Here is a 20,784-nt window from a genome sequence, read left to right as displayed (position 1 = left end):
TCGGTCCCGTCCCGGTCAGAGCGCCGCCTCGTACCAGGCGCGCGCCACGTGGCTTTCGTGGAGGGTGACCTTGAGGCGGCGGATGCGGGCGCCGCCGGGGCCGAGCGCGCCGTCCCGGATGGCGGCGGCGAGTTGGTCGAACAGCGCCTTGGCGAGGAATTCGGTGGTCGTGACCTTGCCGGCGAAGGCAGGAACGTCGTCGAGGTTGCGGTAGGTGAGCGGCTTCAGGATGGCCTTCAGGGCCTCCGACGCGAGGCCGATGTCCACCACGAGGCCGTCGTCGTCGAGCGCCTCGGTGAAGAAGGCGGCGTCCACCACGTAGGTGGCCCCGTGCAGGCCCTGGGCGGGGCCGAACACCGGCCTCGGCAGGCTGTGGGCGATCATCATGTGGTCGCGGACTTCGACGGCGAACATGGAACCTCGTCTTGCATGCGGAAGGCACTTGGGGAGACCGCTGGCTTCAGCGTCAACATAGGCGCGCGGCGGCGGACGGCCAGACCTGATCGCCAGACCCTTTTCGGATATCGCCCCGCCTGTGGCGCCTCAATAGCGGAACACGTGGCAGAGGGTGGTCGGGGACGCGAGGATGCCCGGATAGGCGGCGGGCGCGTCGGAAAAGGCGGTCTCGCCGGAGATGAGCGCGTCGAGCCGGTCGTCGGCGAGGAGGCCGAGGGCGGTGATCAGCCGGCGCTCGGCGGAGAAGCGCGCCCGGCGGTCCGGCGGCACGTGGCCGACCTGGCTGCAGACGAGCCTGAGGCGCTGGCTGTGGAAGGCGCCGCCGAGACGGGCGGGCACGTCGGCGTCGCCATACCAGCTGGCCTCCACGACGGTGGCCTCGAAGCCGGCGGCCGCGATGGCGGTGGCGAGGCCGTCGCCGGTGGCGCTGGCGTGGACGACCACGTCGCAGCCGGTGGGCACGGCGTCCGGCGGCGCGAAGGCGAGGCCGAGGGCGGCGGCGGGCGCGGCCTTCGCCGGGTCGACGTCGACGACGGTGACGGCGGTGCCGGGAATGCGCGACGCGAGATGGCCGACGAGAAGGCCGACCACGCCGCAGCCGACGACGGCGACCCGGTCGCCGGGGCCGACGCGGCCGTCCCAGACCACGGTGAGGGCGGTCTCCATGTTGGCGGCCAGCACCGCCCGGCGGGCCGGCACGCCCTCCGGCAGGACGGTGACGCTCTCTTCGGGCACGACGGCGCGGGTCTGGTGCGGATGGAGGAGGAAGACGGTGCGGCCGCGGCATTCGGGCGGCCCCTCCTCGACTTCGGCGACGGCGGCGTAGCCGTATTTGACCGGAAAGCGGAAGTCGCCGTCCTGGAAGGGCGCGCGCATGCGCTCGTGCTCGCCGACGGGGACCCGGCCCTCGAAGACGAGGCGCTCCGTGCCGCGGCTGACGCCGGAATAGCGCATGCGCACGAGAACGGTGCCGGGGCCTCGGCCGGGCAGGGTTTCGGCCTGGAGTTCGGCCTTGCGCGGAGCGGTGATCCAGAGGGCGGTGGCGGTGCTGTCTTCGGGCGCCATTCAGAGCATTCGGTAGAGGGTCGGGTCGCGCCGGAGCACGTGATGGAAGACGACGCCGCCGATGTGGAGCGCGAACAGGACCAGGATGGACCATCCGAGCGCCACATGCACGCTCATCAAGATGGGCGCCAGCTCCGGATCCTTGCCGATCGGGCTCCAGACGACGCCGAGGCCGAACCAGTTGAGCGGGAAGCCGAAGGCGTTGGTGGCGAGGAAGCCGAAGATGGGCTGCAGGATGAGAGCCGCGTAGAGGAGCCTGTGGGTGATGCCGGCGGCCCGTACGAAGATCTTCGGCATGGGCGGCTCCAGGGGCGGCGGCACCAGGAGACGAACGGTGAGCCGGGCGAGCATCAGCCAGAGGATGAGGAAGCCGAGGTTCTCGTGGATGGCGTAGAAGGTGAGCTTCACGTCCTCCTTGATGAACTTGATGACCGCGCCGACCGGGAAGACCACGAACAGGAGGACCGCCACCATCCAGTGCAGGATGCGCGCCGCAGGGTGATAGCGCTCGACGGTGGGGAGGAGTTCGGGAACGGCCATGGCGGAGCGTCCGGTTGAGGTTCCCCCATATCTACTCCGTCCGCGGCCGAGCGCCTATCGGGAGCGCGGGCTGCGTCACCTTTTCCGGGCCGATCCGGCAGAAGGCCCTGGCATGTGGCCGGACGGACCCCAATTATCCGCCCAACGCCGCCGCAGGAGCGGCCAGTTCCGGAGGAGACGACCCATGCGCCTTGCCCTTGCCGCCGCCCTCGCGATCGCCGCCGCCCTGCCGGCGACCGCCGCCCCGAACCCCGCGAAGGCCCGCGACTGCCGCGGCGAGATGGCCAAGATGGTCGCCATGGGGCTGATCCTGCACGCGGAGAAGACCGGCCCGGTGAGCATGAACATCACCCTCGACCCGATCAAATGGCGCGTCATGCCGACCGACATGAAGCGGGCGGTCGGCACCACCATCGCCTGCGTGGCGACGGACGCGGACGACCTGGACGCGGTCGGGTCGGAGATCACGTTCGTGACCGGGGACGAGCGCACGCCCGTGGGCCGGATGGTGGGGACGGAACTCCGCGTGGAGTGACGGGCGGCAAGGTGCACGTGCGCGGGGCTCCAGGGGGCGGGGCTCCGTGCGGTGGAGAATGCGTAGGTGGTCAGCCTGCGCGGACCATGACGGCGCGGAACGTCGGGGATGGTCGGACTGCGCGGGCCATGACGGCGCGGGCGCCTCAGGGGCATGCGGGCCAGAGGCGTTTGGGATGCCAGGAGATTCGGGCCAGGGCGTCGGGGATGCCGGGGGCGTCAGGCGGGGGCGTTGAGGCGGGCGGTGCGGTCGAAGGCCGCCATGGCGTGGTCGACGGAGGCCATGAGGTCGGAGCGGGTGGCGCCGTCGCGGGCCTGGAGGGAGAGGCCGTTGAGGACCGTGGCGAAATAGGTGGCGAGGGACGGCACGTCGGTGGTGGCGGGGAGTTCGCCCTCCTCCACGGCGCGGACGAGGCGCACGCGAAGCGCATCCACGGTGCGGCGGCGGTTTTCGCAGAGCTTGGCCTCCACGCGCCCGTTGGCGGGCGAGCAGTTGGTGGCCGCCAGGGTGATCATGCAGCCGGTGGGCTTGCCGCTGGTGGTGACGCACTCGGCCATGGAGCGGAGCATGGCGGCGATGCCGGCGCGGGCGCTGGGCGCGTCGGACAGGGCTGCCAGCATGCGGTCGCCGGCGGTCTCGCCGAAGCGCTGCACCGCCTCGAAGAAGAGCGTCTCCTTGGAGCCGAAGGCCGCGTAGAGGCTGGGGGAGTTAATCCCCATGCCGGCGGCGAGATCCGCGATCGACACGCCTTCGTAGCCGTGCCGCCAGAACAGATCCATCGCCTTCAGGAGGGCGTCGTCTCGGTCGAAGCCGCGGGGCCGTCCGCGCGGAGCCATGGGGCGGGTTCCTTTAATTCTGTATCGGTCATTAAATAAACGGCTTGACGGGGCTGCACAAGTCGGACAGCATTAATATATCGAGTGACACAGAAATCGTTCGCGGCCGTCGGCGGCGCGGCGGGCCGCCGGGGTCCGCAGCGGCGGCGCCGCCGATTCGCCACACCCGCACCCCGAGGAGGCCTGCCATGTACCGAGCCGTCGACACCATCTTCGAGCCGACCCTCACCGACCTCCTGGACGAGCCGATCGTGCGCCTCGTGATGGCGAGCGACGGCGTGGAGCCCGGCGACGTGCGCGCCCTGATGAACCGCATCGCGGCCAGGCGCCGCGCCGGCAAGGTGGCGGCGGGCGGCGTGGCCGCCGCGCCGAGGCCGGACGGCGCCGCCCGGCCCGCGCGGGCATTCGACGGGGCGATGCGCTCGCTGGAGGCGTGCTGCGGCGCCTGACGGCGCGCCCGCGCCCCGAGCGGAGGTCCGAGACGGCGAAACCCCGAATTCTTGAAACCTTGGAGGACGCTCTCCCGTTGGGCGATGAGCGCTAGCCGGCCGGGCCGACCGCCCGGCCGGACGCGGCCTTCGTCCCGCGGCCCGGCCGGTCCGGGGCCGGAGGCCCGTCTCCGGTGTCCTGCGGACCCGGTGGGGACGGCTTCAGAGCGGAGATCGGGAGAGCACTTATGAGCATCATCTGGACCATCATCATCGGCTTCATCGCCGGCGTCATCGCCAAGTTCATCATGCCGGGCGACAACGAGCCGAAGGGCTTCATCCTCACCACCATCCTCGGCATCATCGGCGCCTTCGTGGCGACCTTCCTCGGCCGGGCGCTCGGCTGGTACGGACCCAACGACGGCGCCGGCTTCATCGGGGCGATCGTGGGCGCGATCGTGGTGCTGGCCATCTGGGGCATGATCGCGGGCCGCCGGCGCACGACCACCCGCCTCTGACGTCAGCCCGGACGGGCGACCGAACGAATGCGCATGGCCGGACGGGATCGTCCGGCCATTGTCGTTTCGGGGTGACCACGCGGGCGACTCGGCGACCGGCCGGCGCGGTGGTCAGCGGGTGACGGCGGGCTCGGGCGTCCGGTCGTCGGCGGTCGGGTCGGCGAGACGCTCCTCCAGCTGGTCGAGGACCTTCTCCGGGGCGACGTTGCGCTCCAGTTCCGGCAGGCCGGGATCGGCGGCCTCCTCCACGCCGAGCCGCTGGGCGATGGCGCGGGTGAGCGAGATGAGCTTGGTCACCTCGTGCTCGGCGAGAAGGTTGATCTGCAGGTCGAGGTCGGCGCGGCGGTCGGCGGCGGCGGCGGCGCGGTTCTGGCTGATCAGCACGAAGGTGGAGAGGAAGATGGCCTCCACGGACGCGGAGGTGGCCAGGATCACGAAGGTTTCGTCGAAGGCCGGCACGCCCGGCACCATGCCGAGGTTCACCGCCACCCAGAGCGCCACGATGACGAGGTGGATGTAGACGAACATCATGCTGCCGGTGAAGCGGGTGACCGCCTCGGCGATCCGCTCCTGGACGCCGGCGTTCCGCTGCTCCTCGGCGCGGCGGCGGCGGAGCATTTCGATGTTGCGGTCGAGCACCGGCGTGAGGCCGTCGGGTTCCAGCGTCTCGAAGGTCGGATGGTGGGGGGCGGGCTTTGTGGTCACGACGGGACGGCTCCATGCTGGCGGCGGACCGCCCCGGCGACCGACGACGGGCGTCGGCGCGCGGCTGCGGTCCGCGAACGAGCAGAACGAGAGACACGGGCGAGCGTTCCTGCACGAACGATGACGGGCGACGCATCAGCGCCGCCCGTCGGGATTTCGCCGTCGCCGGCTGTCGTCGCCGGCCGCGCCCGGCCGTCAGTCGTCGTCGTGGGCGGAGTGGCCGATGCCGAAGATCTCGCGCTTGCCGGCGTGGTTCGCCTGCCCGACGATGCCTTCCTTCTCCATCTGCTCCATCAGCGAGGCGGCGCGGTTGTAGCCGATCTGGAGCCGCCGCTGGACGTAGGACGTGGACGCCTTGCGGTCGCGCAGGACGAGGGCGACCGCCTGGGCGTAGAGGTCGCCGCCGACCTCCTCGGGCGTCAGGGTGAACTCGCCGGCGTCCATCACCGGGGTGTCGCCGCCGCCCTTGGGAGCGGGCGGCGGGCCCGCGGCCTCGTCGCTCGCGGTGACGGCGTCGAGGTATTCCGGCCGGCCCTGGACCTTCAGGTGCGCCACCACCTTCTCCACCTCCTGGTCGGAGACGAACGGGCCGTGGACGCGGGTGATGCGGCCGCCGCCGGCCATGTAGAGCATGTCGCCCTGGCCGAGGAGCTGTTCGGCGCCCATCTCGCCGAGGATGGTCCGGCTGTCGATCTTGGACGTGACCTGGAAGGAGATCCGGGTCGGGAAGTTGGCCTTGATGGTGCCGGTGATGACGTCCACCGACGGGCGCTGGGTGGCCATGATGAGGTGGATGCCGGCGGCGCGGGCCATCTGGGCGAGGCGCTGGATGGCGCCCTCGATGTCCTTGCCGGCGACCATCATGAGGTCGGCCATCTCGTCCACGATGACGACGATGTAGGGCAGCGGCGTCATGCCCTCCATCTCCTCGGCGAAGGTCTCCGCCTCCTCGTCGCGGCCGGCGGCCACGAGCGCGGCATGCCGGGCGCGCGCCTCCACCATGCGGGCGTTGAAGCCGTCGATGTTGCGCACGGCGAGACGGGACATCTTCTTGTACCGGTCCTCCATCTCGCGCACCGCCCACTTGAGGGCGACGACCGCCTTGCGCGGATCGGTCACCACGGGGGTGAGGAGGTGGGGGATGCCCTCGTAGACGGAGAGCTCCAGCATCTTGGGGTCGATCATGATCAGGCGGCATTCCTCCGGCTTCAGCCGGTAGAGGAGCGACAGGATCATGGTGTTGATGGCGACCGACTTGCCCGAGCCGGTGGTGCCGGCGACGAGCAGGTGCGGCATGCGGGCGAGGTCCGCGATGACCGGGTCGCCGCCGATGGTCTTGCCGAGGCAGATGCCGAGCTTGGCGCGGGCCTCCGCGAAATCGTGGCTGGCGAGGAGTTCGCGGAGCCAGACGGTCTCGCGCCGGGCGTTCGGCAGTTCGATGCCGATGACGTTGCGACCCTCCACCACGGCCACGCGGGCCGAGATGGCGCTCATGGAGCGGGAGATGTCGCTGGAGAGCGAGATGACGCGGCTCGACTTGGTGCCGGGAGCCGGCTCCAGCTCGTAGAGGGTCACGACCGGGCCGGGGCTGGCGTCGATGATCTCGCCGCGCACGCCGAAGTCGTGCAGCGTCTGCTGGAGAAGGAGCGAATTCTTGTCCAGGAATTCGGCCGAGACGTCGAAGGACGGCTCCTGGTTCGGCGGATCGGTGAGGAGCGCGAGCGGCGGCAGCTCGTAGCCGTACTGGTCGGGGCCGACCACGTCCGGCACGGCGTAGTCCGGCGCGATGACGTCGACGGGTTCGGCGTCCTCGGCGGAAGCGGCCTCGAAGGCGTCGGCCGGCTCGGCTTCGACGCCGGTCGGCTCGACGGACACCTCGACGGCTTCGGCCTCGTCGGAATCGACCCACTCGTAAGCGGGCTCGCTCGCAACGCCGACCTCGTCCGGCACCGGATCATAGGCCGGCCAGGCGAAGACGGCGGTGGCCCGGATGGCGGGCATGCTGGTGAGGCCGAGGATGTTGGTCTCGGCGAGCAGGATCTCGTCCGGGAGAACGGGCGTCTCCTCCTCGTCGTCCCACGGCGCGGACGCGGCCTCGACGGCGGGCGCCTGCTGGCGGACGGACGCGGGCGCTTCGGCGACGGGAGCCGGGCGAGCCGTCTTCGGCGGCACGACGGCGCGCGGACGGACCGCCAGCGGCGCGGCGGCCGGGGGGCGGAAGTCGGGGGCAGCGGGCGCCGGATCGGGCTCGGCCGGGCGGGCGGCGACGGGCTGGGCGGGGCGCGCGGTGATCGGCGAGGTGGGGCCGGCGGCTCTCAGTCCGGGCAGCGGGCCGGGGGCGGCGGGGCCGAAGGCCGCGCGGCCGGCCGGAGCCTCGGCGCCGGGCCGTGCGGCGGGCGACGGCCTGCCGGCCGCGGGAACGGCGGGCGTGGACGGGGCGGCGTCCGGCCGGACGGCGGGCGCGGAGGCCTGGACCTCAGCGGCCGCAGACGCCGGGTCTTCGCCGTCGGCGGCCTCCGGCTCGCCGTCCGGGGCGTCCTGCCCGGCCCGGCGGCGGCGCAGCACGTCGGGCGTGCGGGTGAAGCGGACGTTCGGCACGGCGATGAACGGCTGGAACCAGCTCGGCACCGCGATCTCCTCGAACGTGGCCGCCACGATCTCGTGGACCGGCACCGGCGTCTGGTGGGAGGTGCCGGCGCGCGGGTCCTGGCGCAGCGTGGCGCGCTCGTGGTGCGATTCCGGCGGGCGCGCCACCGGACCGCCGCCCGGACGGACGCCGGACGCCGCCGCGCCAGGGGAGTTCGCGGGGGTCTTGTCAGGGGAGCCCATGGGGGGTCGCGCCGCAGATCGCATCGTCAATCGGAGCCTCTTCGGACCTAGCCGTCCGCCGTGTTCGTCACCCCCATTCGAATACGAAGCGCAGGGTTAACGAAGTGTGAGGAGAAGCCCCGAACGGCGCTGCGACCCGGATTCCAGAAAACTGTGGAAAGCCATGGAAAACCGAGGAAATCCGCGACCGCGGCGGGCTTGACGACGGGGCCGCGCATGACGGCCGCACAGGTTCGCCGGCGGGTGTTGCGCCGACGCTTCGGCCGAGATCCGGGGCGACGGCGGCCCCTGTTGCGGCGACGCCACGCCGAGGCACGAAGCACGGGCGGAAGCTTCAGGCCGCACGGTCGCCCGACGGGGACCAAGGTGCGGTCACATTCGGCCCGTTAGAAGCGGTTTCGTTTCCCCTGGAAGAGAAAAGGTTCGTCCGATGTCCACCCTCAGCCGCCGCGCGTTCGTCGCCGGAATGCCGTTCACCCTCGCCGCCTGCGCGTCCGGCCGCATGGCGAGCCCGGTGCCGCAGACGCCGCGGGTGGACCCGGCCTACGTGGCCATGTACGCGGCGATTCCGGACGAGCCCTTCCCGGTGCCGGCGATCGACGTCAGCCGAATCGACCCGCGATTCCTCAGGCAGGTGGTGACCTATTCGGGACCGGGCCGGCCGGGGTCGATCGTGGTGAGCCCGTCCGACCGGTTCCTGTTCCTGGTGCAGGAAGGCGGGACGGCGCTGCGATACGGCTGCGGCGTGGGCAAGGCCGGGTTCGACTACCAGGGCGAGGCGATCGTCGGGCGCAAGGCCGAATGGCCCCGCTGGACCCCGACGCCGAACATGATCTCCCTGGAGCCGGAGCGCTACGGCCCGTTCAAGGACGGCCTGGAGGGCGGGCTGCGAAACCCGCTCGGCGCGCGGGCGCTGTATCTCTACCGGGACGGCCGCGACACGCTCTATCGCATCCACGGCACCAACGAGCCGGACAGCATCGGCCGGTCGGTGTCGAGCGGCTGCATCCGGCTGTTCAACCAGGACATCATCGACCTGCACCGCCGCGTGCCGGTGCGGACCTCCGTGGTGGTGCTGTCCGGGCCGGCGCCGCTGGAGCCGGAAGCGGGCGTGTGACGGGTCGCCGAGGGCCGAATGCATCGGTGGTCGGCCTGGAGCCGACCATGACGCCGGGTGGTCCGGCCGTTCGGGAACGCTGAGGCCGAGGCGTGGGTTGGGCCCCGGGGGGCCGACCGGGAGGGGACGATGCGCGGACTGGATGATCCGGTGATGGCCGACGGCCAGAAGACGACGCTGCGGGCGCTCCACGAGAGCGGCAAGCTGGCGCTCGGCAGCATGAACCACCTGGACGCGGACGACTGGCAGGCCGGCGGCGATCTCTTCTACGTGGAACACACGGACACGAAGGAGATGTGGCCGGTGTCGCGGGAGACGTGGACGGCGCTTGGCGGCGCGTGAGCGCCGGGGTTCGCGGCCTCGTCCGCTCGGCACGCGGAGATGGGTCGGGTCCGATGGCCGGGGGCGGCGCTGACGCGGGCGCCCCCTCCCCTATCCCGGGATCGCCGGCGACGTCAGCCCGCGTCGAAGGCGGCGCGGGCCTGGCGGATCTCGCCGTGGTGGTCGTCCGCCCAACGGGTGAGCGCCGAGAGCGGCGCCAGAATGGAGCGGCCGAGCGGCGTGAGGCGGTATTCCACGGCCGGCGGCTGCGTAGGGAAAACGTGGCGGCTGATCAGGCCGTCGCGCTGAAGGTCGCGCAGGGTCTGGGTGAGCATGCGCTGGGAAATGTCCGGCACCGCGCGCCGGAGCGCGCCGAAGCGGAGCGGGCCGTCGGACAGGGTGAGGACGAGGAGCGTGCTCCACTTGTCGCCGATGCGGTCGAGGACGTCGCGGACGGGACACTGGCCGGGGTCGAAGCCCGCGGAGGGCCGCAGGTCCTTCCGGTCCGGGTCGGCGAGAGCGCTCATGGGGCCGTGTCCTGGTTACGTCGGTGTGCCTATGGGCGGGAAAGCTGCCGTCTTGCGGCCGCTCGGGCGATGACAGAAATAGACCTGGTCTCGATTTGAGACCAGTCTTTTTCTCAAGGGTGCGACGGGCGGTGTCCGGCGCCCCCAGCCCGGAGCCTCCCACCCATGTCGCGCACCCTTCTCGTCACCGGCGCCTCAGGCCAGTTCGGCCGCCTCGTCCTCGACGCGCTTCTCGCCTCGCCCGGCGGCGACCGGATCGTCGCGGCGAGCCGCGATCCGTCCAAGCTCGCGGACCATGCCGCGCGCGGTGTCGAGACGCGCCGGGCGGACTTCGACGATCCGGCGTCGCTGGAGGCGGCGTTCCAGGGGGTGGACCGGCTGCTGATCGTCTCCACGGACGCCATCGCGGTGCCGGGCCAGCGGCTCGCCCAGCAGAAGGCGGCCGTCGCGGCGGCGAAGGCGGCCGGGGTGGGCCACGTGATCTACACGTCCATGCCGCAGCCGGAGCCGGGCTCGCCGGTGTCCTTCGCGGGTGATCACTGGGGCACCGAGGAGGCGATCCGGGCGAGCGGCCTGCCGCACACCATCCTGCGGAACCACTGGTATTTCGAGAACCTCGTCGGTTCGCTGCCCCAGGCGCTTCAGAGCGGCCAGTGGGTGTCGGCGGCCGGAGCGGGCCGGCTCGCCGACGTGTCGCGGGCGGATTGCGCCCGGGTGGCGGCGGCGGCGCTGACGGCGGACACGACGGCCTCGACCGTGGAGGAGGTCTCCGGCCCGGAGGCGCTGACCAAGGCGGAGATCGCCGCGCTGGTGACGGAGATCACCGGCCGGCGGCTGGCGGTGGTGGACGTGAGCGACGACGATCTCCGGGCCGGGCTCACCGCCGCGGGCCTGCCGCCGTTCGTGGTGGACCTGGTGGTGACGTTCGACACCAACACCCGGCTCGGGCGCGCCGGCACGGTGACCGACACGGTGAAGCGGCTGACCGGCCGGGAGCCGGAGCGGCTGCGGGATTTCCTGACGGCCCACAAGGCGGCCTTCGCGGCCTGAACAGGGGCGCGATCGGCGACGCGGCGGCCGGGCTTCCCGGCCGCCTGGAGCTTGAGCCAAGCCCTTGGCGAGGCGATCAAATTCGACCCCGGAGCGGGAACGAACGACGGCGCCGGACCTTTGTGCTCGGAGTGAATGATGCCCCAGCGGCGTCCCCCCGAGGAAGAAGGAGATCCGCCCCATGAAGGCCCTCGTCTGGCACGGCAAGAAGGACATCCGCTGCGAGAGCGTCCCGGATCCGCGGATCGAGGACGGGCGCGACGTCATCATCAAGGTGTCGAGCTGCGCCATCTGCGGCTCCGACCTGCACCTCTACGACGGCTTCGTGCCGGGCATGAAGTCCGGCGACATCATGGGCCACGAGTTCATGGGCGAAGTGATGGAGGTGGGGCGCGACAACAAGAAGCTGAAGGTCGGCGACCGGATCGTGGTGCCGTTCACGATCATCTGCGGCGAGTGCGACCAGTGCAAGCGGGGCAACTTCTCCGTCTGCGAGCGGACCAACCGCAACAAGGACCTCGCCGAGAAGGCGTTCGGCCGCACGACGGCGGGCCTCTTCGGCTACACGCACCTGACCGGCGGCTATCCGGGCGGGCAGGCCGAGTACGTGCGCGTGCCGTTCGCCGACGCCGGGCCGGTGAAGGTGCCGTCGAGCCTCTCCGACGAGCAGGTGCTGTTCCTGACGGACATCTTCCCGACCGGCTGGCAGGCGGCCGTCCAGTGCGACATCGAGCCGACGGACACGGTGGCGATCTGGGGCGCCGGCCCGGTGGGCCAGATGGCGATCCGCTCGGCGATCCTCCTCGGCGCCAAGCAGGTGATCGCGATCGACAACGTGCCGGAGCGCCTGTCCATGGCGCGGGCCGGCGGCGCCATCACGATCAACTTCGACGAGGAGAGCGTGGTCGAGCGCATCGACGAGCTGACCGACCGCAAGGGTCCGGAGAAGTGCATCGACGCGGTCGGCATGGAGGCGCACGCCTCGCGCTCCATCGACAGCATGGTCGACCGCGCCAAGCAGGCCGTGATGCTGGAGAGCGACCGGCCGCACGTGCTGCGCGAGATGATGTACCTCTGCCGGCCGGCGGGCGTCCTGTCCGTCCCGGGCGTCTACGGCGGGCTCGTGGACAAGCTGCCGTTCGGCGCGGCCATGAACAAGGGCCTGACCATCCGGATGGGGCAGACCCACGTGAACCGCTACATCCACGATCTCCTGCGGATGATCGAGGAGGGCAAGATCGACCCGTCCTTCGTGATCACCCACACGGTGCCGCTCGACAAGGGCCCGGACATGTACAAGGCGTTCCGGGACAAGGAGGACGGGTGCATCAAGGTGGTCCTGAAGACCTGAGGAGGAGGAGTGTCATGTCCCATCACCTGACCGGCTCCCACCATGGGAACCACATGGACCCGCAGTCGCTGGCGACCGGCCTCGGCTGGTTCTCCATCGCACTCGGCGTGGCCGAACTGGTGTCCCCGGGTTCGGTGACCCGCACCCTCGGCTTGCGCGGCACGGAGCCCGTAGTGCGCGCCTTCGGGATGCGCGAGATCGTGACCGGCGTCGGGCTTCTGTCGGCGCGCAATCCGGCCCCGTGGCTCTGGGCGCGGGTGGCCGGCGACATGCTGGACATCGCCAGCGCGGCGACGGCCATGAACCGCCACAACCCCCACCGGAACGCGGCCGGCGTCGCCATCGCCTCGCTGATCGGCGTGACGCTGGTGGACGTGATGGCCGCGCGGGCCGCCCAGGCGGCGAACCACGAGCGCTCGAGCCACGTCTACGACTACAGCGACCGCAGCGGCATGCCCCGGTCGCCGTCGATGATGCGCGGCGCGGCGCTCGACGACGACCTCACCGACGTGGACCATCCGTTCCGGGACGACCGGCGCGGTCAGTCCACCGAAAGGCCCGGCACCGCCGGATGGGGCGCCGAGGTGACGGCGGGCGCGTAGTCGGCGTCGAAAGCGGCGAGCAGTCGGTCGCGCAGGGCGTCCATGCGCCAGACGGGCGCGTCCGGCGGCGGCACGAGTGTTTCGGCGAAGCCCCAGTCGGCGATCCGGTTGAGGACGGCGGGGTCGCTGGCGAGGATGTGGATCGGCACGTCGCGGGTGGCCCCCTCCCCCGTGACGAGCGGCGCCGGCTGGTGGTCGCCGACCACGATGGTGACGAGGTCCTCGCCGCCGAAGGTCTCCACGTAGGAGAGGATCGTCGAGAGGGTGTATTCGAGGGCGAGCCGGTACTGGGTGCGGACGCGCCCGGTGTCGCGCCAGACGACCTCCGGCGGGTCGCCCTCCAGGGTCATGGGGTCGAAGATGGTGCCGTCGCCCACCTCGGGCCAGGGAACGAGCCGGGGCACGGGCGTCCAGGGCGCGTGGCTGGAGATGAGCGCCACCTCGGCCATGACGGGGCGGCGCGGCCCGAGCGTGCGCTCGCGGTCGTGAAGGGTGGCCAGGGTGTACTGGTCGGGCATGGTGACCCAGTCGAACGGGCGGCCCCGATAGCCGAGGTCCTTGGCGGCGTAGATGGCCTCGTAGCCGAAGGTCTCGCCTTCCGGCCAGGGCCGCACGATCGCCGGCATCACCGCCACGGTGCGCCAGCCGGCTTTCGAGAACGCATCCACCAAAGTGAAGCGGTCCCCGGCGACGAGGCTGTCGTAACGCTGCTGGTTGCCGATCCAGAGGCCGGAGAGGACCGTGCCGTGCGCGAGCCAGCTCTGGCCGCCGACGGTGGGGGACGTCAGGAAAGCGCTGCGCACGCCGACGCCGGCCTTGGCGAGGCGGCTGTCGCCGGCGGCGAGAAGGGCCGTCACGTTTGGCGCGAACAGCGGGTTCTCCAGGGCGTCGCGGCCGTAGCTCTCCACGAAGACGAGCAGCACGTCCTTGCCGTGCAGGCCGGCGAGGAGCTGGTCGGCCGGCACGGTCCGGAAGGCGTCGATGGCGGCGATGCCCTCGAAGGCCTCCATGTCGGCGAGGCTCGCGCTCGCCCGGGCGATCCGTTCGACCGTGGACCTTGAGGCGTCGGCCGCGGCGATCGGAAGGCGCGGGTCGATGGCCGCGCCGGAGAAGGAGAGGACGCTCCAGAGCGCAGCGAGGGAGAGGGCGCCAAGGGCCGCCCGGCGCGGCGAGCGGGCGACGAGACGGGCGAGCCGGCGGACCGCCCAGACGCCGAGGCCGAGGAGCGCCACCGAAAGGAGAGCCGCCACGGCGGCGCCGATCCACGCGCCGACCGGGCCGAGGGTCCCGGCGAGGAGGTGCATGGCGGACGGCAGCAGGTGCCAGTCGAGCACCGCGTCGAACGGGCGGGCGAAGGCCATGCGGGTGCCGATGTCGGCGAGGCCCGCGATGGCCGCGAGCCCGACGAGCAGGCCGGCGACCGGAACCAGGAGGCGCCCGAGCCGGGTCGGCAGGACGGCGAGCGCCAGGACGAGCAGCACGAGCTCGAGCGGCAGACGCAGAAAGGCGGCGGGCGTGATATGCTCCACCGCATCCGGGAGGAGCAGGGCCGCCATGAGGACGGTGATCGCCAGGACGGTGACGACCGTAGAGGACGTGGACGCCGGCTCGCCGGCGGTCCGCCCCGCCCGGCCCTCGCGCTGATCCGACACGCCCTCGCCCGCCATGCAATGACCTCCTCATCCGGACGAGAAGACCCCGACAGGACCGCTCCGCGCAAGAGCCGAACGCGATACCGGGCCGCCGCGTCCGGCTGGCGCTGGCTGGCGGCGGCTGTGCTTCTGCCGGCGACGGCGCTGGCGGTCGATCCGGCGGCGCTCTGGGCGGTTCTCGCCCGGGTCGACGCCGGCCCGCTGCTGCTGGCGCTGCCGGTGGTGGCCGGGCAGATCCTGGCTTCCGCGTGGCGCTGGCGGTTTACGGCCGGGCGGCTGGGGCTGGATCTGCCGTTCGGGCCGGCGGCGGCGGACTATCACCTGTCGAGCCTCCTCAACATGGTGCTGCCGGGCGGCATGGCCGGCGACGTGATGCGCGCCCTGCGGTCGCGCCACGCCGGCGGCGGGCCGCCCGCGACCCGGGCGGCCGTGCGCGCCGTGGTGCTGGAGCGGCTGGCCGGACAGGCGGCCTTCGCCGTGATGGCCGCGGGCGGGCTGGCGGCGGCGGCGCTGGCGGGCCTTTCCGGAGCGCCGCCCGGCGCGGCGGCCCTGGTGCTGGCGGTGCCGGCCGTGATGGCGGCGGGGGCGGCGGCGGTCGCGGTCGCCGGCCGGGTGGGTCCGGCGCCGGTGCGGGCGGCGCTCGCCGACCTCGGGCCGGATTTCCGCCGCGCCTTTGGAGAGCGGGGCGCCTGGGCGGTGCAGGGCGGCGTGAGCCTCCTGATCGCGGCAAGCTACGTGGCGGTGTTCGCGCTGGCGGCGGAGGCGGTGGGCGCGCCGCTGCCGCCGGTGGGGCTGCTGGTGCTGGTGCCGCTGACGCTCCTGAGCATGCTGGTGCCCATCACGGTGGGCGGATGGGGGCTGCGCGAGGGAACGGCGGCGGCGCTCTGGCCGCTGGCCGGGCTGACCGCCGCCGAAGGGGCCGCGACGGCGGCTCTCTACGGGGCGGTGGTGATCGCGGGCGCCCTGCCGGGCCTCGCTCTCGCGGCGCTGACGGCTGGGGCGCGTCAGGCCGGGTCGAGCCGGGCGTAGACGTCGCCGGAGCGCTCGTCGGATCCGATCCCGGCGAGCACAGCCGCCATGGCGGCGGCATCGAGCCAGTCCGCATGGCGGAAGCGGTGGTCCTCGCCCTCGGTGCGGTTGAACCGGTAGGGGCCGAGCGCGGCGAGCCGGCCGAGGCAGGCGTCGGCGAGCGAGCGCGTCGCCGGCAGGTATTCGAACGCGACCCAGGGCACGGGACGGGACAGGCCGGCGAGGATCTCGGGCTCGAAGCCCTCCACGTCGATCTTCACGAACCGTGGCATGCCGTGCTCGGCGATGAGGCCGTCCAGGGTGACGACCTCCACCTCGACCGCGTCGTCCCAGCGGACGCCGGCGAAGCCCTCCGTGCGGGAGACCTGGTCGATCCAGGACCGGGACAGGGTGGAGACGGTGGGGTGGCGGCTGCTGACCGCGAGCGTCAGCCGGCCCGGAGCGGCCCCGGCCGCCTTGCGGAGGAGGACCACCCGGTCGGCCGGCAGGATGCGGGCGAGGAGCGCGTGGAGATCGGGCTGCGGCTCCAGGGCGACCACGCGCGCGCCGAGCCGGTGCAGGGCGCGGGTGCGGTTGCCCACGTGGCAGCCGATGTCGAACGCAAGGTCGCCCGGCCGGACGATGCCGGCGTAGAGGCGGCGGAGCGCCGCCGTCTTCCAGGGCTGGCCGTAGTAGACGGCGAGCGAGCGGGCGATGCCCGCAAGGAGAGCCGGGCGGACGGTCACCGGGAGCGCGACCGGGCGAGGTGGCGGACATCGACGGCGAAGGACCAGGCGAGCGCCAGGAGGGCCGCCGCCGCGAGGGGCGCGCCGGGTCCGGGGCCGACGGGCGGCAGCGCCAGGAGGATGAGCACCGCTCCCTGCAGCACGCAGACCGCCTTCCGGCGCACCGACGGCGGCAGCGGGCCGGCGAGCCACGGCCAGACCCAGGCGGCCGCCACGAAGACGTAGCGCATGAGCCCGATGGCGAGCGCCCAGGCGCCGACCTTGCCGGAGACGACCGCCAGGGCGGACAGGGCCAGGATCGCGAAGGCGTCGGTCTCCATGTCGAAGCGGGCGCCGAACGGCGTGTCCGGGCCGAAGCGGCGGGCGAGCCAGCCGTCGACCCCGTCGAGCGCGAGGCCGACCGCCGCGACGGCCGCGAATCCCCAGGCGAGCGTTTCGGCCGGCGAGGCGACGCTCCGGTCGGCCACGTGTCCGGCGAGGAGGGCCGCGAGGGCGAGCCGGACGAGGGTGACGAGGTTGGGCAGGCCGAAAGGCGCGTCCGCGTCGGCATGGAGCCAGACGGCGGCCGCGCCGACGCCCGCCACCAGGAGCGCCACGGCCGCGCCGGCCGATCCGGCGGTGGTGAGCGCCGCGAGCGCGACCGCCACGACGGCCACGAAGACGAACGCGGCCGCGAGCGGCCCCGAGCGGCCGACGGACGCCATGGAGGCCAGTGTTCCGAACGTATGCGAGACCATAAGCTTCCAAGAGATGCAGATGACGGGCCCGGGAAAACGTAACGCATCCCGGCGATATCTCCAGGGGCGCGCCGATCACGATCCCCGGAGCCGGACGCCGACGATTGTGCGGCTCCGTTGCGCCGGCCCGCCAAGCAAACGCGGCGACGACAGAGTTCGCCGGATTTGCCGAAAAAGCATACTTGTTCTTGCTTTCAAGGTTTGCCGTAATCCGGCGCTAACGAGTTCGGCGGCGTAATCGTCGATGGCCGGCGGCGCCCGGGCGAACCTTTCGTCCACGGACCCGTTCTGTAAGTAAACGTAAGGTTTCCAAGGCCACGGAGACGCGTTCGGATACGGCGGTTGCGAGATGACTCTGCTCTATGCTGCGACAGCTCTGTTCGGCATCATGGCCGGTCTCCGATTTCGACCTGCGGGACTGGCGCTGTTCGCCGGGCTCGCGCTGGTGGTGGGCGCTCCCGTTTTCGTCGCCGTCCACGGGCTGTGGACCGGCGCGCTGGCGCTGGTCGGCACGATGCTGGCGCTGAACGCGGGACTCGGCCTCGGCCTCGCGCTCCGGGCGATCGTGCGGCAGACCGGCTCCCGGTCCACCCCGCAGGCGGTCCCGGAAGTCGCGGGAAGCGAGAGCGCGCGGGTCCTGACGCCGTGACGTCGGCGGCGGAGGCCTGGCCCTCAGACGCCTAGGGCCCTCGCCTCGGCGGCCGGTCGGACGCGGCGGAACACCCGCGGGTCGTCGCCATCCTGGATCATGTCGAATCGCAGGCCGGACCGTTCGGCGGCGCGGACGTCCCGGTTGAGGTTGTCGAGGACGAGGTCGCCGCGATCGGTGCGGACGAGGAGGACGGCGTGATACTCGCCGTTCCGCAGGTGCCCGGTGGCGAGGCGGAGCGCGCGGCTGGGCACGCCGAGCCGCACCAGGAGCTCGCGCTTGGCGAGCGCGTAGTCCTCGCAGTCGCCGGACACGCCGCCGACCTTCCAGTGGTCGGGCGCGCCGACCCGCTCGGCCTGGGGGCGAATCGCGCGGTTCACCACGCGGTGGACGCGGGAGATCATGTCCATGGCGGGATGGTCGAGGACGAGGGCGCCATCGGCGTCCGCCGGGCGCTGGCCCGGCCGGACCGTGCAGAGGGACGGCACGCGGCGGCAGAACATGGAATGGCCGAAGGGCTCGGACGCCGGCTCGGCCTCGGTCAGCCGGATGGCGAGCGGAAGCTCGACGCTGGCCTCGTCGGACGGCACGAATCCCGCGCTCGCCCTGTCCGCCAGAACTCCAAGTGCGATCAGGACGAGCGTCGTCCAGACCCGCTTGCGCACCATCGCCCCCTCCGGTCACGGTCACGTTCGGACGAGCATGGGACACATGCGAAGACGATTATAATTAGGGAAAACCCTGACCCCGGGGGCCGCCGCCCCAGTTTGGCCGCGATAAGTTTAGATAAACCATCTGGAACAAGCCGAACGGCTCATCCGTTAAGGAGGGTGCTGTGTCGTTCCGGACACGGTGCTTGCCCAAGTGAAGAGTCGGATCGGCTCTCCGGGCAGGCCGGGGTGCGCCAGAAGGCGCGTGTCACGGGGTCAAATCCAGTTGATTGTTCGATGATTCGGCCGCTTTGCGAGCAACGGAGAGTCAGGCCAAGTTTATTCATGCATACAACTTGATAAGACAGAGGCATGCATTAGGTTGTTGCAATGCAACAATTTTAGCTTTATCCTCCGAAATTAGTTAGGATTGACGGGTCGGTTCGCCTGCCAGTCCAGGTGTCTTCGAAGTCGGGAATATCACCTTCACGGTCCGATCCAAGCGAGTCTCAACGGGGCGGTCACGGTAACCAAATTCTTCCAAGCTGTATGGCCGAGGCCGAGGTTTCTGTTGCAATCAGACCGATGGCTAACATACAGTTAAAAGGCGAGATTAATGGTTGTTTACCGTATCGCAACATTGGTTATCGATTTTTGAGATTGGACTTCCGCGTTCTCCGCGGGCTGAGCGGTGCCAGCTGCAAGGCTTGTTATTTTTCTGGAGTTCGAAATGCGTTCCATGATGCAAGCCGGCTTTTTCAAGCGGTTAGCGAACGACTATTTCAACAGTCTGGCGGTTTCGCCAGTTCGCACTACGGAATACTCCCTCGCTGGCGCGTCTCCGGTCGGGTCCTTTCCGTCCGAGGCTGACGATTCGGCGCCGCTGCAGTCGGTGATCTGGCAGCCGCAGGGGGACAATCGAGCCCGCGCCGGCCGCACCGCGGCAGTCGCAAGCACCGCCCGGCGCACGCCGGTGCCGCAGGGCGCCGTCCGCAGCGCCGAGCCGGTCCAGACCATCCTGGGCTCGGCGGCGCCGTGGCAGCACGGCGTCAAGCGGGCGATGGACTTCACCCTCGCCCTCGCCGCCCTGATCGCGCTCGCCCCTCTCCTCCTGACGGTCGCGCTCATCATCAAGCTGAGCAGCCGTGGGCCGGTGTTCTTCAAGCAGTACCGGGTGGGTCTCGGCAACGTGGAGTTCGAGATCTACAAGTTCCGCTCGATGTACACCGACCGGTGCGACGTCTCCGGCGTCGCCCAGACGACGGAGAACGATCCGCGCGTCACTCCGATCGGCCGCTTCATCCGGCGGACCAGCATCGACGAGCTGCCGCAGCTCCTCAACGTCTTGAAGGGCGACATGTCGCTCGTCGGTCCGCGGCCGCACGTGGCGGGCATGCTCGCCGGCGGCGTTCCGTACGAGGAACTGGTGCCGAACTACCCGCTGCGCCACGCCATGCGGCCGGGCCTCACCGGGCTTGCCCAGGTGAACGGCTACCGGGGGCCGACCACGGACGCCAACAAGGCGCGGCTCCGGGTGGAGCACGATCTGGAGTACATCCGGCACTTCTCGGTGGCGCTCGACATGCGAATCATCCTGCGCACCGTGTGGACCGAGTTCCTCTCCGGCAGCGGCTACTGACCGCGCCTCGAAGATCCGATCGCCGGCGACGCCGGCAGGACAGACCGCCGGGCCCGATGGGACCCGGCGGTTTCCGTTCGGGCGCGCCGGCGCGGCCCGTTCCCCTGTGCACGGATGCAACGCAGGCGGCGCCATGGCGACGCAGCGCCTCTCGCGCCGGGCGATCCGGCTGGCGCCTGCGGATCGGGCTCACTAGAGTGCGGGCGGTTCCGCCGCCTCGCCGGCGAGCGCGCCGCCCGGGCCGCCGCCGGGATCCCGGTGGTCTGACCGCCCGCGAGTAGGACCGCATGCCGGGCGGGTCCGGCGCGGGGGCGGTCGGGCGAATTCTGGAGTGTCTGCAATGCGAATCGCCATGATCGGCTCGGGGTACGTGGGCCTGGTGTCGGGGGCCTGCCTGGCGGACTTCGGCCACACGGTCGTGTGCATCGACAAGGACCAGCGCAAGATCGACGCCCTCCTCGGCGGGCAGATCCCCATCTTCGAGCCGGGCCTCGACCAGCTGGTGGCGACGAACGTGGCGGCGGGTCGGCTGTCGTTCACGACGGCGCTGGAGCAGCCGGTGGCGGACGCCGACGTGGTGTTCATCGCGGTCGGCACGCCGTCGCGGCGCGGCGACGGGCACGCGGACCTCTCCTACGTCCATGGGGCGGCCCGGGAGATCGCGTCGGCGGTGAAGGGCTTCACCGTGGTGGTGACCAAGTCCACGGTGCCGGTCGGCACCGGCGACGAGGTGGAGCGAATCATCCGCGAGGCCAATCCGCGCGCCGACGTGGCGGTGGTGTCGAACCCGGAGTTCCTGCGCGAGGGCGCGGCCATCGACGAC

Annotated in this window: 22 protein-coding genes and 1 pseudogene; 12 read left to right on the top strand and 11 right to left on the bottom strand. The window is 71.6% G+C overall.

Annotated elements, in window-relative coordinates:
- Positions 1-15: 15 nt before the first annotated feature.
- From HND91_RS20270 to HND91_RS20260, 3 genes are all read right to left on the bottom strand, one after another.
- Positions 16-414 carry a 6-pyruvoyl trahydropterin synthase family protein gene (locus HND91_RS20270; RefSeq protein ID WP_181708427.1) on the bottom strand — a complete coding sequence of 133 codons (399 nt, stop codon included), beginning with the start codon at positions 412-414 and terminating at the stop codon, positions 16-18.
- A gap of 129 nt (positions 415-543) precedes the next feature.
- Entirely contained in the window at positions 544-1,521 is a 978-nt protein-coding gene (locus HND91_RS20265; RefSeq protein ID WP_181708426.1) for a zinc-dependent alcohol dehydrogenase, read from the bottom strand.
- Positions 1,522-2,061: a cytochrome b gene (locus HND91_RS20260; RefSeq protein ID WP_181708425.1), complete on the bottom strand. Its 540-nt coding sequence runs from the start codon at positions 2,059-2,061 to the stop codon at positions 1,522-1,524. It lies immediately after the preceding gene.
- A gap of 184 nt (positions 2,062-2,245) precedes the next feature.
- Between HND91_RS20260 and HND91_RS20255 the strand changes: the two genes are divergently transcribed.
- A complete protein-coding gene (locus HND91_RS20255) occupies positions 2,246-2,596 on the top strand; it encodes a hypothetical protein (protein WP_181708424.1) in 351 nt (116 codons plus the stop codon).
- Between the two features lie 218 nt (positions 2,597-2,814).
- Here HND91_RS20255 and HND91_RS20250 read toward each other — a convergent pair whose 3' ends face one another.
- Positions 2,815-3,432: a TetR/AcrR family transcriptional regulator gene (locus HND91_RS20250; RefSeq protein ID WP_181708423.1), complete on the bottom strand. Its 618-nt coding sequence runs from the start codon at positions 3,430-3,432 to the stop codon at positions 2,815-2,817.
- A 188-nt stretch (positions 3,433-3,620) separates the two neighbouring features.
- Here HND91_RS20250 and HND91_RS20245 point away from each other — a divergent pair, with 188 nt between their 5' ends.
- Together HND91_RS20245 and HND91_RS20240 are read left to right on the top strand one after the other, a co-directional pair.
- The gene (locus HND91_RS20245) at positions 3,621-3,881 is read left to right on the top strand and encodes a hypothetical protein (RefSeq protein ID WP_181708422.1); all 261 of its coding nucleotides are present in this window, start codon (positions 3,621-3,623) and stop codon (positions 3,879-3,881) included.
- Positions 3,882-4,108: 227 nt separating this feature from the next.
- Positions 4,109-4,378 (top strand): GlsB/YeaQ/YmgE family stress response membrane protein, encoded by a 270-nt coding sequence (locus HND91_RS20240; protein WP_181708421.1) that lies wholly within the window; start codon positions 4,109-4,111, stop codon positions 4,376-4,378.
- A 111-nt stretch (positions 4,379-4,489) separates the two neighbouring features.
- On the opposite strand, the gene HND91_RS20235 is transcribed toward HND91_RS20240, so the two are convergent.
- Both HND91_RS20235 and HND91_RS20230 read right to left on the bottom strand, forming a co-directional pair.
- Positions 4,490-5,083: a DUF1003 domain-containing protein gene (locus HND91_RS20235; protein ID WP_343057434.1), complete on the bottom strand. Its 594-nt coding sequence runs from the start codon at positions 5,081-5,083 to the stop codon at positions 4,490-4,492.
- A 195-nt stretch (positions 5,084-5,278) separates the two neighbouring features.
- Positions 5,279-7,912, bottom strand: coding sequence for a DNA translocase FtsK (locus HND91_RS20230; RefSeq protein WP_246329605.1), 2,634 nt, complete (start codon positions 7,910-7,912; stop codon positions 5,279-5,281).
- Positions 7,913-8,342: 430 nt separating this feature from the next.
- Between HND91_RS20230 and HND91_RS20225 the strand changes: the two genes are divergently transcribed.
- Both HND91_RS20225 and HND91_RS20220 read left to right on the top strand, forming a co-directional pair.
- Positions 8,343-9,029, top strand: a complete 687-nt coding sequence (locus tag HND91_RS20225) for a L,D-transpeptidase (RefSeq protein WP_181708420.1) — start codon at positions 8,343-8,345, stop codon at positions 9,027-9,029.
- A 129-nt stretch (positions 9,030-9,158) separates the two neighbouring features.
- Entirely contained in the window at positions 9,159-9,371 is a 213-nt protein-coding gene (locus HND91_RS20220; RefSeq protein ID WP_181708419.1) for a hypothetical protein, read from the top strand.
- A gap of 113 nt (positions 9,372-9,484) precedes the next feature.
- Here the strand turns inward: HND91_RS20220 and HND91_RS20215 are convergent, their stop codons facing one another.
- Positions 9,485-9,877, bottom strand: a complete 393-nt coding sequence (locus tag HND91_RS20215; protein ID WP_181708418.1) for a winged helix-turn-helix transcriptional regulator — start codon at positions 9,875-9,877, stop codon at positions 9,485-9,487.
- Positions 9,878-10,042: 165 nt separating this feature from the next.
- On the opposite strand from HND91_RS20215, the gene HND91_RS20210 reads away from it, so the two are divergent.
- The 3 genes from HND91_RS20210 to HND91_RS20200 all read left to right on the top strand — a co-directional run bounded on the left by HND91_RS20210 (position 10,043) and on the right by HND91_RS20200 (position 12,880).
- Positions 10,043-10,927, top strand: coding sequence for an SDR family oxidoreductase (locus HND91_RS20210; protein WP_181708417.1), 885 nt, complete (start codon positions 10,043-10,045; stop codon positions 10,925-10,927).
- Positions 10,928-11,108: 181 nt separating this feature from the next.
- Entirely contained in the window at positions 11,109-12,278 is a 1,170-nt protein-coding gene (locus HND91_RS20205; RefSeq protein WP_181708416.1) for a zinc-dependent alcohol dehydrogenase, read from the top strand.
- Between the two features lie 14 nt (positions 12,279-12,292).
- On the top strand, positions 12,293-12,880 hold the full coding sequence (locus tag HND91_RS20200) for a hypothetical protein (protein WP_181708415.1): 588 nt from the start codon (positions 12,293-12,295) through the stop codon (positions 12,878-12,880).
- Here HND91_RS20200 and HND91_RS20195 read toward each other — a convergent pair.
- Positions 12,820-14,547, bottom strand: a complete 1,728-nt coding sequence (locus tag HND91_RS20195) for an alkaline phosphatase family protein (protein WP_181708414.1) — start codon at positions 14,545-14,547, stop codon at positions 12,820-12,822. The two genes, HND91_RS20200 and HND91_RS20195, sit on opposite strands and share 61 nt — an antisense overlap.
- Positions 14,548-14,550: 3 nt before the next feature.
- Here HND91_RS20195 and HND91_RS20190 point away from each other — a divergent pair, with 3 nt between their 5' ends.
- On the top strand, positions 14,551-15,561 hold the full coding sequence (locus tag HND91_RS20190; protein WP_181708413.1) for a lysylphosphatidylglycerol synthase transmembrane domain-containing protein: 1,011 nt from the start codon (positions 14,551-14,553) through the stop codon (positions 15,559-15,561).
- On the opposite strand, the gene HND91_RS20185 is transcribed toward HND91_RS20190, so the two are convergent.
- Both HND91_RS20185 and HND91_RS20180 read right to left on the bottom strand, forming a co-directional pair.
- Complete coding sequence (locus tag HND91_RS20185) at positions 15,537-16,286, bottom strand: FkbM family methyltransferase (RefSeq protein ID WP_181708412.1); 750 nt, start codon at positions 16,284-16,286, stop codon at positions 15,537-15,539. The two genes, HND91_RS20190 and HND91_RS20185, sit on opposite strands and share 25 nt — an antisense overlap.
- Complete coding sequence (locus HND91_RS20180; protein WP_181708411.1) at positions 16,283-16,990, bottom strand: CDP-alcohol phosphatidyltransferase family protein; 708 nt, start codon at positions 16,988-16,990, stop codon at positions 16,283-16,285. The genes HND91_RS20185 and HND91_RS20180 overlap by 4 nt, the downstream gene beginning before the upstream one ends.
- A gap of 382 nt (positions 16,991-17,372) precedes the next feature.
- Here HND91_RS20180 and HND91_RS20175 point away from each other — a divergent pair, with 382 nt between their 5' ends.
- Positions 17,373-17,672: a hypothetical protein gene (locus HND91_RS20175; RefSeq protein WP_181708410.1), complete on the top strand. Its 300-nt coding sequence runs from the start codon at positions 17,373-17,375 to the stop codon at positions 17,670-17,672.
- Positions 17,673-17,695: 23 nt separating this feature from the next.
- Here HND91_RS20175 and HND91_RS20170 read toward each other — a convergent pair whose 3' ends face one another.
- Positions 17,696-18,340 carry a transglutaminase-like cysteine peptidase gene (locus HND91_RS20170; RefSeq protein WP_181708409.1) on the bottom strand — a complete coding sequence of 215 codons (645 nt, stop codon included), beginning with the start codon at positions 18,338-18,340 and terminating at the stop codon, positions 17,696-17,698.
- Positions 18,341-19,337: 997 nt separating this feature from the next.
- Between HND91_RS20170 and HND91_RS20165 the strand changes: the two genes are divergently transcribed.
- Entirely contained in the window at positions 19,338-19,961 is a 624-nt protein-coding gene (locus HND91_RS20165; RefSeq protein ID WP_343057436.1) for a sugar transferase, read from the top strand.
- A 340-nt stretch (positions 19,962-20,301) separates the two neighbouring features.
- A pseudogene (locus HND91_RS20160) lies at positions 20,302-20,784 on the top strand (UDP-glucose/GDP-mannose dehydrogenase family protein); the annotation flags it as partial.

Source organism: Chthonobacter rhizosphaerae (assembly GCF_013839525.1).
Classification (GTDB): domain Bacteria; phylum Pseudomonadota; class Alphaproteobacteria; order Rhizobiales; family Pleomorphomonadaceae; genus Chthonobacter; species Chthonobacter rhizosphaerae.
This window is presented reverse-complemented; position numbering and strand designations above follow the sequence as displayed.